Consider the following 13,319-nt stretch of genomic DNA (forward strand, 5'->3'; position numbering starts at 1 on the left):
GTGGGCAAAGGCGCTCTTGCGTCGTGCCCACGATCCGTCTCCAGTTGAGAGAGTGGTGGGCACGCTTCGCTTTGCCCACCGAAGAGCTGCCTCAGTAATTTATCCGTAGCCCCACGCCGCCGTGGATGGTGTTGCCGACCGGCTGCGGACCCAGCGTGCCGTTGGCGAAAAGATCCACGACCCAGCCCTTCTGCACGCGGAAACCGAGCCGGCCGCCATATTCGAACCAGCCCTGGTTGCCCATGGTCGGCACCACCACGCCGTCGCCGGTCACGGTGGCGACGATGCCGCTGTGGCTCGCAAACGACTGCACCCAGCCGCCATTGATGTTGGTCTCGACGTTGTTGCCGAACAGATGCGTCCACTGGCCGCCGATCTTGACCAGGCTGGTACGGTCGGTGCCGGTCGCGATGGTGGCGTCGAACGGGTTGAAGGCCACCGCATTGTCGCTATAGCCGGACACGCGCTGCCAGAGCTGCCAGACCTCGATCGAAGCTGCGACCTCGTCGCGCGGCGACACGCGGCTCATCCAGCCGGCGCGGCCGTAGACCGCGTAGTTCGAGGCGTTGGTCGAGCTCGTCACGCTCACCGGGCCGAGGCTGGTGTTGTAGCTGCGGGTGTAGCGCGCCTTCTCCCACGGCGTCAGGATCGTTCCGACGTCGAAGAACGGACGTGACGATCCCCAGTCGGTGAAGTCGTAGCGCAGCGCGAAGGCGCCGATCGGCGCGCTCGTGATCTTGTAGCCGCCCTCGTTGTAGTGCGTGTAGGCGATGCCGGCGAGCAGCGACAGATTGTTGGTGAGCTCCTTGCGGCCGTGGATGCCGGCCGAGAACGAGCCGGCCGAGCCGAACGCGCTGATGCAGTCGCTGCAATTGACCTGCTCGTTGACGCCGAGCAGGACCGTGCCGAGCACCCGGTTGGTGATCATCTGGTTGAAGCGCTGGCCCGCGAGGCCGCCGGTCGAATTGCCGCTGGAATCGGCCCCGGTCGGTGTCGGGCTCGGTGACGGATATGGACTCGGCGATGGGGAAGGATAGGGGCTCGGCGAAGGGGAGGGTGAGGGCGACGGAGAATATGTCGGCGTCGGAGACGGTGAATAGGTCGGGTAGGGCGTCGGCTCGCCGCATCCGATTTCGCAGGTCGCTTGAGCTGCGGCGGGACGAATGTCGAGCGCGACAAATGCCAGCGCAGCGGCCGCGGTCAGCAGGCCGGTGAGGGCGAAGAGCCGAAAGTTGAATTTCGCCATCGTCAGCGCCCGCACAGCATGCCGTCGTCCTGGACGGCCGGCGTGATGGTCGGCGAGGCGCCGGCATATTGGTTCACTGCGCACAGCCCGGCACTTGCGGCGCAGTTGGCGGCGAAGGTCCAGGGCGGCGTGTTGGTCTTGGTGATCGAGACCTTGCCGCCGGTCGATGTGATGATTGCGGTGTCGCCCGGCTGGGTGAGCTGCACGCATTTCGAATTCGTCGTGCAGACGCTGGCCGCGCCGTCCTGAAGCACGACGACGGAGCGTCCCCGCTGCGAGAGGATGTCGAGCGTGGTGCCGCGCACGCCGATGGTCGCAAGCGGCGTCGTGATCTTGTAGGCGGTCTTCTCGGAATGTCCGGTGACGAAACGGAATGCGCCCGTGGTCATGCGGATCGCGACATCGCGATAGCTGTGCTCGTCGTTGAAGACGGTGCGGTCGAGCTTGAGCGTGGCGCTGGGGCCCAGCGACAAATTGGTGCTGTCGGCCATGACGAAGCGCGCGGCGCTGTCGGCGCCGGTGCGCACGGTCTCGTCGCGCAGCATGCTGTCGCCGACACTGATCGGCGTGGTGGCCGCGGCCACGCGCACCACTTCGTTCTGGATCACGACGGCTTCGCCGACGCGCGTCTGCGCCAGCGCAGCAGGCGCCGCGCACAGTGCGGCCGACAACAGGGTGAAGAAAAGCCAGAAACGCAAATTCATTTCACAACCGATCGATGTGCCCCTGATCGTACCGGATCGCGCGCGCTTCTGATGTGGCGAAATTATCACAAGCGGCGCGGACGTGCGTTATGCTTAGTGACAGCCGCGGCGGAATGCGTTCAATGAAAACCGCGATCCTTATTTTTGTCCGCGGTGACGCAAATTTGCCACGCAAAACATCCCCACAGCAGCCGCTCGAACGGTCCGCAGTTCCGAGATTGTCGCGAAGCGCAGTGGTTGCTGTCGCTATTTTCCTAGCTGCCCATCTCGCGCTGCTGATCGGACTGACGACGCCGGAGAAGTTCGTCTTCGACGAGGTGCACTACGTGCCGGCGGCGCGGCAGATGCTGGCACCGGCGATGTCGCAGCCGATGCTCAATCCGATGCATCCACCGCTCGGCAAGGAGCTGATCGCGGCCTCGATCGCGACCTTCGGCGACAACGCGCTCGGCTGGCGTTATCCTGCGACATTGTTCGGCGCATTGGCGATCGTCGCAATCTATCTGTGCGGCCTCGCGCTGTTCTCCGCGCAAGGGCCCGCGATCGCCGCGGCGCTGATCACCGCCCTGAACCAGATGCTCTACGTGCAGGCGCGCATCGCCATGCTCGACATCTTTGCGCTCGGCTTCGGTCTGCTCGCGACCGCCGCCTTCATGCATGGTTTTCGACGAGAGCGGCCGCAGGCGCTGTTCGCGCTTGCCGGCAGTTTGTTCGGCCTGGCCGCTTCCTGCAAATGGAGTGGCCTGTTTCCACTCGGCGTCTGCATCGTCATCGTTGCGGTGATCCGCCTGATGCAGGGCTGGCGCACGCTGTTCGCCGACGCGAAGCCGGACGACTGGTACCGGCCGGACCTCTGGCCCGACCTCAGGCTGCATCATGTCGCGCTCTGCTTCGCCATCCTCCCGGCGATGACGTATCTTGCGGCTTTCGTTCCGCTCTACGGCGTGTCGTTGCCGGATCTGATCGAGGCGCAGCGCCGGATCTTTGCCGACAACACCACCACCGCGATCGCCGGACACACCTATATGAGCGCGTGGCCATCCTGGCCGCTGCTCGCGCGCCCGGTGTGGTTCCTGTTCGACAAGACGGGGGAGGACAACGTCTCCGCAATCGTCTTCCTCGGCAATCCCCTGGTGTTGTGGCCGGCCTTGCTCGCACTCGCGCTCGTGCTGCGCGATTTCATCGTGCTGCGCCGGTGGGATGCATTCCTGATCGCGACGTTCTATTTCGGTCCCTGGCTCGCCTGGGCATTGCTGCCGCGCACGCTCGGGTTCATCTACTACTATCTGCCGGCCGCCACCGCGGCGTCGCTCGCGCTGGTCTATGTGCTGCGCCGGGACGGCCTGCCGCGCTGGCTGCTGTGGGCCTATGTCGGTGTCGCCGCGATCGGCTTTGCGGTCATGCTGCCGGTCTCTGCGGCCTTCATCGGCACGTCGATGCGGAGCTTTGGCCGGCTGATGCTGTTCCAGAGCTGGATATGATATCGCCGCCTGCCGGGGCGGCAGGCGGCGTGTCTTCGGTAGCGATCAAATCGAGATCACTTCGACGCGGTCTTGGTGTCCATGTTCACGACCTGGACGCGGCGGTTGACCGGGTCGGCCCCGTTGGCTGTGTCCTTCAGCTTGGTCTCGCCGTAGCCGACGGTGACCAGATCGGTGCCGTTGAGGCCGTAATTCTGCACCAGGTACTTCTTGATGGTGTCGGCGCGCCGTTCGGAGAGACCTTGATTGTACTCTTCGCCGCCGGTCGCATCCGTGTGGCCGGCGACCACGAAGGTCGAGCCCTTCAGCGCCGGATCGGACAGCGCCTTGCCGAGCGCCTGCACCGAGGTCATCGAGGTCTTGGCGATGTCGGCCGAGTTGTAGTCGAACTGGATTTCCAGATCGATCTTCGGCTTGGTCGCGGCGAGTTCGGCAATCTGCTCGCGCTCACCCGTCGAGAGCGAACGGGTCGAGCGGTTGCGCACGGTGTTCAGGAATGTCGATTCCTTGGCCTGCGCCGCCGGATCGGCCTGCGGACCGGCGGACAGGCCACGGGTCGCCGGCTTCGGCTTCAGGGCATCCAGGATCTGGCCCGTGGAGACATTGTTGTCACCGGCCACAGCCAGGCCCGCCGTCATCGACAGCGCGGCGGAGAGAGTTATCGCCTTCAGTCCAAAGAGCTTATCAAAACGGGTCATTGTCGTATCCTCGCTGTTACGCCTGATAGCGATTTGATGCTGCGAGCATAGGGCAGGTTCAAAGGTCCCGATGTGATCTTGGTCACGGTGGCCACAGCCGGTTCCGGCCCCATCCTGGCGCATTCCCGGGCGTTTCGGGCATCGGACCGGCGCGATTCGCGATGGCCCCGGGGACAGGGCCAATCGGACCAATAGCAGTCGTCGCACGCTCCGCGGCGTGGGTTCAAGCAGCGGCAATCCCCGGTGTGATTGAAATCACCTTGCGAGCAGGCTCATTCCCCTCCTTGCCGCGGATGTGGCTGACCAAGGGTTCCGGCGCTGGCGAGGGACGGCAGACTCGGCGGCGGAAACCTCTGCACACCGATCGTCGCAAAGCCGTCGCCGCGCAGCCCGGCCGTGAACAACAAATCGGCAAGATGCGCGCCTAGCAGGACGTTGTCCCCGCCAATTGCCGAATGAAGGAGCCGAGTTCCGTCCCGTGCCGAGGCCAAGTGACTATCAGCGTGACTACTTCAATCGCAGCGGCCCGCCGGATCGGACAGTGTCCCTGAGCTCGATGCCCATCTATATCGGTGCGGCCATGATCGCGGTGGCTATCCTGCTGTCGACGCTGATCACGGGGCTGACTTCCCGCTATGTCGGACTTGGAGCGCCGACCGACGAGAACGTGTGGCTGGTCGACCGCCTCACCGGCAGCGTCTATCGCTGCCAGGCGGAGGGGCGCGGCAAGGCCCTGTGCGAGCCGGATGTCGCTACCGGAAGCCTCGGGGACCGGCCCAAGACCCCGAAGGATGGCCGCTAGGCCCTCCGCCTTCGCATCGCAGCAAGAAAATTGTCTTCTCCGCGAAACGTCAGCGCGAGAGAATACGTAATTGCGAAGGCCGGCATGACGCCGGTTTTGTTTTACGGAGGAGACTTTTCCATGAAGATCTTGCTCACGTCTGCAGCCTTTGTCGCGTTCACCCTTTCGCTGTCCCCCGCGTCCGCCGCGATGATGGCGTGCACCAAGGACAACATGATGAAGTCAGCAGCCATGATGGGCGGTACGCCCGACACGCCGGCCAAGATGGCGGCGAACAAGGAAATGGCCATGGCCAACACGGACATGAGCAACGGCAAGATGAAGAGCGCCTGCATGCACTACATGAAGTCGCAGAAGGCGATGACGATGAAGTAGGCGGGAGGCGCCCCGCATCCGGCCGCGCTGTCAGCAGATGGCAGCGCGGTTTTTTTGACTGCTGCCTCGAGGTCTTCTTTTTCTTCTTCTTTTTCTTGGCGCGAATCCCGCTACATTCCTCCCCGCAATGTCACGCGCGCCCAAACCGCTCCACCTCACCACGACACAGGCCCGGCAGATCTGGCTGCATGCCCAGCGGCTGGACGAGCGCGCCCCGTTCGGCGACGGAGCTCAGGCCGTCGCGGACGCGGTCGCTCATCTCGGCTATGTGCAGATCGACACCATCAACGTGATTGAGCGCTGCCATCACCACATCCTGTTCAGCCGCATCCCGTCCTACCGGCGCGCCGATTTGCGCCACGCCCAGAGCGTCGACAGAAGCGTGTTCGAGTATTGGACGCACGCGCTCTCCTACGTACCCGCCGGCGACTTCCGCTTCTTCCTGCCGGCGATGCGCGAGCACCGCCGCGAAGGGCACAAATGGTTCGCCTCGGTGAAGCCTGCCGACACGCGCAAGGTGATGCGGCTGGTGCGCGCCGGGCCGCTGACGATCCGCGACATCGAGGATGACGTGCTCACCGAGAAGGAGCATCTGTGGCAGAGCCGCAAGCCTTCGAAGCGGGCGTTGCAGCTCGCCTTCTATACCGGCGCCGTGACCATCAGCGAGCGGCAGGGCATGCTCAAGACCTATGAGCTGATGACGCGGCACTTCGGCTGGGACACACTGCCGAGGCCGGCGTCGTCGAAAGACATAACGACCTATCTGCTCGATCGCGCGCTGCGGTCGCAGGGCGTAGTGAGTCTGGATTCGATCTGCCACCTCGACGCGCCGCGCAAGAAGGCGGTGGCCGTCCTTATCGCCTCGCGTGTCCGCCGCGGCGAGCTCGTGCCTGTTGCGATCGACGGCGCCGGCAAGCAGGAGCATTGGGCCGCGCCGGCCGCGCTCGAGGTGAACGGCGAGGCGGTCTCGCCTGATCTCGTCCACATCCTCTCGCCGTTCGATCCTCTGGTCATCCAGCGCAAGCGCACCAGTCTCATCTTCGGCTACAACCACCTGTTCGAGGCCTATGTGCCGAAGGCCAAACGCAAGCTCGGCTATTTTGCGCTGCCGGTGCTGGTCGGCGACGAGATCGTCGCCGCGCTCGATCTGAAGACCGACCGGCAGGCGAAGAAGCTGCTGATGCAGAAATGGACCTGGGTCGGGCAGGGCAAGAAGACGGCGGGGCGCAAGGAGCTCAAGCAAAAGATCGAAGAGGAGCTCGATCGCTTCGAGCGGTTTCAATTGGCGGAGTGAAGCTGGCCACCATGTTGTCGGTCTCGTAGGGTGGATTAGCGAAGCGCAATCCACCACTTCGGTTTCCGCGGATACAAACAGTGGTGGGTTACGCCTTCGGCTAACCCACCCTACGCAGCTGAACCGGCCGATCGATCCAGACGCCGAACGCAATCCCAACCGCATACGCCACCAGATTCCACAGCGAGAAGATGCGCCCGAGCAGCAGTGCGCCGGCCGTCGTCAGCCGGAACGCATCGAGCCATGGCGTATGCACCAGTCGGGAAAATTCCACGACGACCGCGATCATCGCCGCGATGGCCGCAATCTGCGTCCGGGTGAGCCGCGGCAGCAGAACCCCGACCAGCAGAAACACCATCGTCGCCCACAACAGCGAGCCGCTGTATTTCACGACGAAGGCGGGCAGGCCGAGCGGAAAGCCGTACCAGCGCAGCGACAGCCCGCAGATGATCACCGCGAGCGCGAGGGCGGCGCGGATCAGCGATGTCCGTAACAGCGCAACAGGTTTATCCGGCTGCGTCCCGTGCATTGCTCGCTCCATTGACTCTTTGGCCGCGATGCTGAAAACCGCAACCAGCCCATAAAAGCAACAACCCTGGGGGAAGCCATGAGCCAGACCACGACCTATGCCGGTTCCGCCGGTGGCGCCAAGAACTTTAACAAGTCGGAAATCGAGACCTCGACGATCCGCGCCATCTCCTGGCGCCTGATCCCGTTCCTGGTGCTGGCCTACTTCTTCTCCTATCTCGACCGCGTCAATCTCGGCTTCGCCGCGCTGACCATGAACGCCGAGCTGAAGTTCACGCCGCTGATCTTCTCCTGGGGCGCCGGCATCTTCTTTTTCGGCTACTTCATCTTCGAGGTGCCGAGCAATCTGGCGCTGGAGAAGTTCGGCGCCAGCCGCTGGATCGCCCGCATCATGGTGACCTGGGGCATCATCTCGGCCCTGATGGCGCTCGTCAGCGGCGTCACGAGCTTCTACGTCCTGCGCTTCCTGCTCGGCGTCGCCGAGGCCGGCTTCTTCCCCGGCATCATCCTCTATCTCACCTACTGGTATCCGGCCGAGTATCGCGCCCGCTTCCTGGCGGCCTTTGCCATTGCCGTGCCGGTCTCGACCGTGATCGGTGCGCCGATCTCTGGCCTGTTGCTCGGGCTCGACGGTGCGATGGGCCTGAAGGGCTGGCAGTGGCTCTTCATCATCGAGGGTATCCCTTCCGTGCTACTCGGCATCGTCACCTGGTTCTATCTCACCGACAAGCCGGAGAAGGCGGATTGGCTGTCGGCCGAGCAGAAGGCGTGGCTGAAGGCGAAGCTCGATTCGGAAATCGCGGCCAAGCAGGCGGTGAAGCACTTCTCGCTCGGAGAGGCGCTGTCATCGCCGAAGGTGATCGCGCTCAGCCTGATCTATTTCGGCTTCGTCGGCGCGCTCTACGGCATGCAGTTCTGGCTGCCGCAGATCGTCAAGGCGTTCGGGCTGACCAACGCGCAGACCGGCTTCGTCACCGCGATCCCGTATCTGTTCGGCACCATCGCCATGATCCTGTGGGCGCGGCACTCCGATGCGACGCGCGAACGCGTGAAGCATGTCGGCGCGCCGTTGCTGCTCACTGCCGTCGCGCTCGCCGTCTCCAGCTACCTCACCGATCCCACCATGACGATGGTGGTGCTGACGGTCGCCGCGATTGGCGTGTTCTGCTGCTTCGGTGTGTTCTGGACCCTGCCAACCGCCTGGCTCTCCGGCACCGCGGTCGCCGGCGCCATCGCCCTGATCAACTCGATCGGCAACCTCGCCGGCTTCGGCGGGCCCTATTTGATCGGCTGGGTCAAGGAAGCCACGGGCCAGACCTCGACCGGCCTGCTGGTGCTCGCTGTGCTGCCCCTGATCGCCGGCATCCTGGTGTTCGTCGGGGGCCATGACAGCAAGCACGAGTTTGCCGAGCACAAAGAATAGAGCCGAGCAAACGGTTCCGTGGGGTGGGCAAAGCGGAAGCGTGCCCACCACCTCTCTCCGGCCCAAACAGGTCGTGGGCACGGCGCTAGCGCCACCCTACGGTGTTCAGCCTGAGGCGCCGGACCCGGGCTGTGAGCCTCAGCCCGCCCTAAAATTTCACCTTCCTGACAACCCCTCTCGACCCTCACCATCCCTTAACGATCACGCATTCCTGATGACTGACGATTATTGACTTTTATCAGTGATTAGTCGACATTCCTCTCATTCGAGATGCAGGGAGTATCCTTCGATGTTCGTCCGGTCGGTTTTGTCGAGCTATTCCAGGCTGTTGGCAGGTGTGTCGTTGGCCCTGATGGCGGCTAGCCTTGCCGGGTGCAATGACACCGTCGCCGAGAAAGCCGAGCCGCCGCGGCCGGTTCTGGTCGCAACCGCACATTATGATGCCGAAACCCCCGAGCGCAGCTTCGTCGGCACCATCAGGCCCCGGATCGAGAGCGATCTGGGCTTCCGCGTTGCCGGCAAGGTCGCCAAGCGGCTCGTGGAAGTCGGCCAGACCGTCGAAATCGGCCAGCCCCTTGCCACGCTCGATGAGATCGACCTGAAGCTCCAGGCCGAGCAATCCGTCGCCGAGCAGACCGCCGCGACCGGCGTGCTGGCCCAGGCCGCCGCTGCCGAGCAGCGCGCCAAGGATCTGAAGGCCAAGGGCTGGACCACCGACGCGCAGCTGGATTCGAGCCGGGCATCCGCCGATGAGGCCCGCGCGCGCCTCGATCGTGCGGTCCGCTCGGTTGAGCTGACCAAGAATTCCCTTTCCTACGCGACGCTCGTTGCCGACGCCCGAGGCGTCGTCACCGCAACGCTGATCGAGCCCGGCCAGGTGGTCTCCGCGGGCCAGGCTTCGATCCGTGTCGCCCGCTTTGCCGAAAAGGAAGCGGTCGTCGCGATCCCTGAGACGCTGGTCGGACGCGCCAAGTCGGGCGTCGCCAGCGTCACTCTTTGGTCGGAGCCGGACAAGAAGTATACGGCCAAGCTGCGCGAGATCGCGCCGACGGCCGATCCGGCCACGCGCACTTATCTTGCAAAGTTCTCGCTGCCGGAGGCCGACGACAAGGTCGCGCTCGGCATGACCGCGACGCTGACGCTGTCGGACGCCGCCACCGAGCGCGTCGCGCGGCTGCCGCTGTCGGCCTTGTTCAACGAAGGCGGCAAGCCCTCCTTCTACGTCGTCGACGACAACGGTGCGCTCACGCTGAAGCCGGTGGCGGTGAAGTCCTACGAGAGCAACGACGTCGTCATCACCAGCGGTGTGGAAGAGGGCGCCAAGATCGTCGCTCTCGGCGTGCAGAAGCTCGATCCGGGCCAGAGGGTGCGGGTCGTCTCGTCATTGTCGTTTTGATCCGTCATTCCGGGTTCGCCCTGAGGCGCCCCGGAATGACAAAGAGAAGTCGAGTTACGTCGTGTGAGGTGAGTTTCGGCCTTTGTCCCTAAGCAGAGGCTGAAGCGGCGAAGCGATCCAGAATCTGCCCAGCCCCCTGGATTGCTTCGCTGCCTCGCGACGACGGCCTGAACAGAGTGGCTGTCTTTTTTTGGCAATTGGATCGTCTTTTCGGAGAGAGCGATGAAGCGCTTCAACCTTTCGGCCTGGGCCGTCAGCCATCCGACGCTGGTTCTCTTCCTGATGCTCGTGCTCGGTGTCGCCGGCTTCTTCTCCTATGAGAAGCTCGGCCGCGCCGAGGATCCGTTCTTCACGGTGAAGGTGGTCAACGTCTCCGTGCTCTGGCCGGGCGCGACCGCGCAGGAGATGCAGGCCCAGGTCGCCGATCCCATCGAGAAGAAGATCCAGGAACTGCCCTATTTCGAGAAGGTGCAGACCTACTCCAAGCCCGGTTTCACCGCGCTCCAGGTCACCTTCCGCGACTCCACGCCGCCGAAGGACGTGCCTTACCTGTTCTATCTTCTGCGCAAGAAGCTGGTCGACGTGCAGGGCCAGCTGCCCTCCGGGATCCTCGGTCCCGTCGTCAATGACGAGTTCTCCGACGTCGATTCCATCCTCTACATGATGACCGGCGACGGCGCCGACTATGCCCAGCTCAAGAAGGTCTCGGAAGGATTCCGCCAGCGCCTCCTGAAGGTGCCCGGCGTGACCAAGGTCGACGTCTACGGCAACCAGGATGAGCGCATCTTCGTCGAGTTCTCCCACGCCAAGCTCGCCACCCTCGGCATCACCCCGCAGGCGCTGTTCGATTCGCTCGCCAAGCAGAACAACGTGACGCCGGCCGGCACGGTCGAAACCTCCTCGCAACGCGTGCCGCTGCGCGTCACCGGTGCGCTCGACGGCGCCAAGGCCGTCGCCGAGACGCCGGTCGAGAGCAACGGCCGCGTGTTCCGCCTCGGTGACATCGCCACCGTCACCCATGGTTATGTCGATCCGCCCAGCTTCGTCGTCCGCCAGGAAGGCAAGGCTGCGATCGGCATCGGTGTCGTCACCGCCAAGGGTGCCAACATCCTCGAGCTCGGCAAGGAGGTCGAGAAGGCGACGGCCGAGTTCATGAAGGCGGTGCCGCAGGGCGTCGACGTCAAGCTGATTGCCGACCAGCCCAAGGTGGTCGAGCACGCCGTCGGCGAGTTCGTGCACTCCTTCATGGAAGCCCTCGTCATCGTGCTGTTCGTGTCATTCCTGGCGCTCGGCTGGCGCACCGGCATCGTGGTCGCGCTGTCGGTGCCGTTGGTGCTCGGCATCGTCTTCGTCGTCATGAACATGATGTCGCTCGACCTCCACCGCATCACGCTGGGTGCGCTGATCATCGCGCTCGGCCTGCTCGTCGACGACGCCATCATCGCGGTCGAGATGATGGTGGTGAAGATGGAGCAGGGCTGGGACCGCATGCGCGCGGCGTCTTTTGCCTGGGAATCTACCGCGTTTCCGATGCTCACGGGAACGCTGGTCACGGCCGCTGGCTTCCTCCCCATCGGCTTTGCCAATTCCGCCGTCGGCGAATATGCCGGCAGCATCTTCTGGATCGTGGCGATCGCGCTGGTCGCCTCCTGGTTCGTGGCGGTGATCTTCACGCCCTATATCGGCGTCAAGCTGCTGCCGGAGATGAAGGCGCATCACAACCACGATCCGCACGCGGTTTATGAGACCCGCATGTATCGGGGTCTGCGCGCCATCGTGCAATGGTGCGTCAATCACCGCATCACCGTGGTGGTCGCGACCGTCGGCGTCTTCATCGCGTCGGTCGTCGGGTTCGGCCATGTCCAGCAGCAGTTCTTCCCGCTGTCGGAGCGGCCCGAGCTGTTCTTCCAGCTGCGCCTGCCTGAGGGCACCGCGTTCAACGTCACCGAAAAGGCGGTGAAGAAGGCCGAGACGCTGCTCAAGGACGACAAGGATATCGAGACCTATACGTCCTATGTCGGCCAGGGCTCGCCCCGCTTCTGGCTCGGCCTCAATCCGCAGCTGCCGAACGAGGCCTTTGCCGAGATCGTCATCGTCGCCAAGGGCGTCGAGGGGCGCGAGCGCGTCAAGGCCAAGATCGAGAACGCGGTTGCGGACGGCATGCTGTCCGAGGCGCGTGTCCGCGTCGACCGCTTCAACTTCGGCCCGCCCGTCGGTTTCCCGGTGCAGTTCCGCGTGATCGGCCCCGACGCCAACAAGGTGCGCGAAATCGCCTACCAGGTTCGCGACGTCATGCGGCAGAACAAGAGCGTCAAGGATGTCCAGCTCGACTGGAACGAGCAGTCGCCCTACCTCAAGCTCGTCGTCGATCAGGACCGCGCCCGCGCCATGGGCCTGACCCCGCAGGACGTGTCCCAGGCGCTCGCGATGCTGATCTCGGGCTCGCAGGTCACGACCGTGCGCGACGGCATCGAGAAGGTCGGCGTGGTCGCCCGTGCGATCCCGTCCGAGCGCCTCGACCTCGGCGGCGTCGGTGATCTCACCATCACCTCCCGCAATGGCGTTGCCGTGCCGCTGCAGCAGATCGCCAAGATCGAATATGCCCATGAGGAGCCGATCATGTGGCGGCGCAACCGCGACATGGCGATCACCGTACGTTCCGACGTCGTCGACGGCGTGCAGGCGCCCGACGTCACGGGCCAGATCACGCCGAAGCTGAAGGCGATCAAGGACCACCTCGAGCCGGCCTACCGGATCGAGGCGGGCGGCGCGTTCGAGGAATCCGCCAAGGGTAATGCCTCGATCTTCGTCCTCTTCCCGCTGATGGTCATGGTGATGCTGACGCTGCTGATGATCCAGCTGCAGAGCTTCTCACGCCTGATCCTGGTGTTCCTGACCGCGCCGCTCGGTATCGTCGGCGCCTCCTTCGGGCTCAACGTCGCCAATGCGCCGTTCGGCTTCGTGGCGCTGCTCGGCCTGATCGCGCTCGCCGGCATGATCATGCGCAACACGGTCATCCTGGTCGACCAGATCGAGACCGACGTCTCCCATGGCCTGACCCGGCGCGAGGCGATCGTGGAGGCAACCGTCCGCCGCGCCCGTCCGGTGGTGCTGACGGCGCTCGCCGCCATCCTCGCCATGATCCCGCTGTCGCGCTCGGCCTTCTGGGGCCCGATGGCGATCACGATCATGGGCGGTCTGTTCGTCGCGACCTTCCTGACGCTGCTGTACCTGCCGGGCCTCTACGCGCTGTGGTTCAGGAAGAGCCTGGACGAGGCGGGTACCCCCGAGCAGCCTGCCGCGCCGCAGCATGGGAGCAATGACCCGCACGCAATTCCGCTTGCTGAAGCGGCTGAATAAGTGAGATGAAGT

The 13,319-nt window shown here is 64.3% G+C and carries 11 protein-coding genes; 7 read left to right on the forward strand and 4 right to left on the reverse strand.

Annotated elements, in window-relative coordinates; translation table 11 throughout:
• Positions 1-91: 91 nt before the first annotated feature.
• Positions 92-1,246 carry a hypothetical protein gene (locus RAD04_RS11605; RefSeq protein WP_461623899.1) on the reverse strand — a complete coding sequence of 385 codons (1,155 nt, stop codon included), beginning with the start codon at positions 1,244-1,246 and terminating at the stop codon, positions 92-94.
• Positions 1,247-1,248: 2 nt separating this feature from the next.
• Positions 1,249-1,950 (reverse strand): FecR family protein, encoded by a 702-nt coding sequence (locus tag RAD04_RS11610; RefSeq protein WP_461623900.1) that lies wholly within the window; start codon positions 1,948-1,950, stop codon positions 1,249-1,251.
• A gap of 122 nt (positions 1,951-2,072) precedes the next feature.
• Between RAD04_RS11610 and RAD04_RS11615 the strand changes: the two genes are divergently transcribed.
• The gene (locus RAD04_RS11615; protein WP_461623901.1) at positions 2,073-3,431 is read left to right on the forward strand and encodes a phospholipid carrier-dependent glycosyltransferase; all 1,359 of its coding nucleotides are present in this window, start codon (positions 2,073-2,075) and stop codon (positions 3,429-3,431) included.
• A gap of 56 nt (positions 3,432-3,487) precedes the next feature.
• On the opposite strand, the gene RAD04_RS11620 is transcribed toward RAD04_RS11615, so the two are convergent.
• Positions 3,488-4,129 (reverse strand): OmpA family protein, encoded by a 642-nt coding sequence (locus tag RAD04_RS11620; RefSeq protein WP_461623902.1) that lies wholly within the window; start codon positions 4,127-4,129, stop codon positions 3,488-3,490.
• A gap of 556 nt (positions 4,130-4,685) precedes the next feature.
• Between RAD04_RS11620 and RAD04_RS11625 the strand changes: the two genes are divergently transcribed.
• The 3 genes from RAD04_RS11625 to RAD04_RS11635 all read left to right on the forward strand — a co-directional run bounded on the left by RAD04_RS11625 (position 4,686) and on the right by RAD04_RS11635 (position 6,600).
• Positions 4,686-4,931 carry a hypothetical protein gene (locus tag RAD04_RS11625; RefSeq protein ID WP_461623903.1) on the forward strand — a complete coding sequence of 82 codons (246 nt, stop codon included), beginning with the start codon at positions 4,686-4,688 and terminating at the stop codon, positions 4,929-4,931.
• A 120-nt stretch (positions 4,932-5,051) separates the two neighbouring features.
• Positions 5,052-5,306 carry a hypothetical protein gene (locus RAD04_RS11630; protein WP_028141758.1) on the forward strand — a complete coding sequence of 85 codons (255 nt, stop codon included), beginning with the start codon at positions 5,052-5,054 and terminating at the stop codon, positions 5,304-5,306.
• A gap of 127 nt (positions 5,307-5,433) precedes the next feature.
• Complete coding sequence (locus tag RAD04_RS11635) at positions 5,434-6,600, forward strand: winged helix-turn-helix domain-containing protein (RefSeq protein ID WP_461623904.1); 1,167 nt, start codon at positions 5,434-5,436, stop codon at positions 6,598-6,600.
• A 100-nt stretch (positions 6,601-6,700) separates the two neighbouring features.
• On the opposite strand, the gene RAD04_RS11640 is transcribed toward RAD04_RS11635, so the two are convergent.
• The gene (locus RAD04_RS11640) at positions 6,701-7,129 is read right to left on the reverse strand and encodes a ribosomal maturation YjgA family protein (protein WP_461623905.1); all 429 of its coding nucleotides are present in this window, start codon (positions 7,127-7,129) and stop codon (positions 6,701-6,703) included.
• Positions 7,130-7,207: 78 nt separating this feature from the next.
• Here RAD04_RS11640 and RAD04_RS11645 point away from each other — a divergent pair, with 78 nt between their 5' ends.
• The 3 genes from RAD04_RS11645 (at position 7,208) to RAD04_RS11655 (ending at position 13,307) form a co-directional block, all read left to right on the forward strand.
• Positions 7,208-8,551, forward strand: a complete 1,344-nt coding sequence (locus RAD04_RS11645) for an MFS transporter (protein WP_461623906.1) — start codon at positions 7,208-7,210, stop codon at positions 8,549-8,551.
• Positions 8,552-8,840: 289 nt separating this feature from the next.
• Positions 8,841-9,947 carry an efflux RND transporter periplasmic adaptor subunit gene (locus RAD04_RS11650; RefSeq protein WP_461623907.1) on the forward strand — a complete coding sequence of 369 codons (1,107 nt, stop codon included), beginning with the start codon at positions 8,841-8,843 and terminating at the stop codon, positions 9,945-9,947.
• A 222-nt stretch (positions 9,948-10,169) separates the two neighbouring features.
• Entirely contained in the window at positions 10,170-13,307 is a 3,138-nt protein-coding gene (locus RAD04_RS11655) for an efflux RND transporter permease subunit (RefSeq protein WP_091956127.1), read from the forward strand.
• Positions 13,308-13,319 lie beyond the last annotated feature (12 nt).

This window comes from Bradyrhizobium sp. 25ACV, assembly GCF_054863005.1.

Excerpts from the sequence above, each read along its gene's own strand:
- RAD04_RS11605 (WP_461623899.1), bottom strand. The coding sequence starts at position 1,246 with ATGGCGAAATTCAACTTTCGGCTCTTCGCCCTCACCGGCCTGCTGACC.
- RAD04_RS11610 (WP_461623900.1), bottom strand. The coding sequence starts at position 1,950 with ATGAATTTGCGTTTCTGGCTTTTCTTCACCCTGTTGTCGGCCGCACTG.
- RAD04_RS11615 (WP_461623901.1), top strand. The coding sequence starts at position 2,073 with ATGAAAACCGCGATCCTTATTTTTGTCCGCGGTGACGCAAATTTGCCA.
- RAD04_RS11620 (WP_461623902.1), bottom strand. The coding sequence starts at position 4,129 with ATGACCCGTTTTGATAAGCTCTTTGGACTGAAGGCGATAACTCTCTCC.
- RAD04_RS11625 (WP_461623903.1), top strand. The coding sequence starts at position 4,686 with ATGCCCATCTATATCGGTGCGGCCATGATCGCGGTGGCTATCCTGCTG.
- RAD04_RS11630 (WP_028141758.1), top strand. The coding sequence starts at position 5,052 with ATGAAGATCTTGCTCACGTCTGCAGCCTTTGTCGCGTTCACCCTTTCG.
- RAD04_RS11635 (WP_461623904.1), top strand. The coding sequence starts at position 5,434 with ATGTCACGCGCGCCCAAACCGCTCCACCTCACCACGACACAGGCCCGG.
- RAD04_RS11640 (WP_461623905.1), bottom strand. The coding sequence starts at position 7,129 with ATGCACGGGACGCAGCCGGATAAACCTGTTGCGCTGTTACGGACATCG.
- RAD04_RS11645 (WP_461623906.1), top strand. The coding sequence starts at position 7,208 with ATGAGCCAGACCACGACCTATGCCGGTTCCGCCGGTGGCGCCAAGAAC.
- RAD04_RS11650 (WP_461623907.1), top strand. The coding sequence starts at position 8,841 with ATGTTCGTCCGGTCGGTTTTGTCGAGCTATTCCAGGCTGTTGGCAGGT.
- RAD04_RS11655 (WP_091956127.1), top strand. The coding sequence starts at position 10,170 with ATGAAGCGCTTCAACCTTTCGGCCTGGGCCGTCAGCCATCCGACGCTG.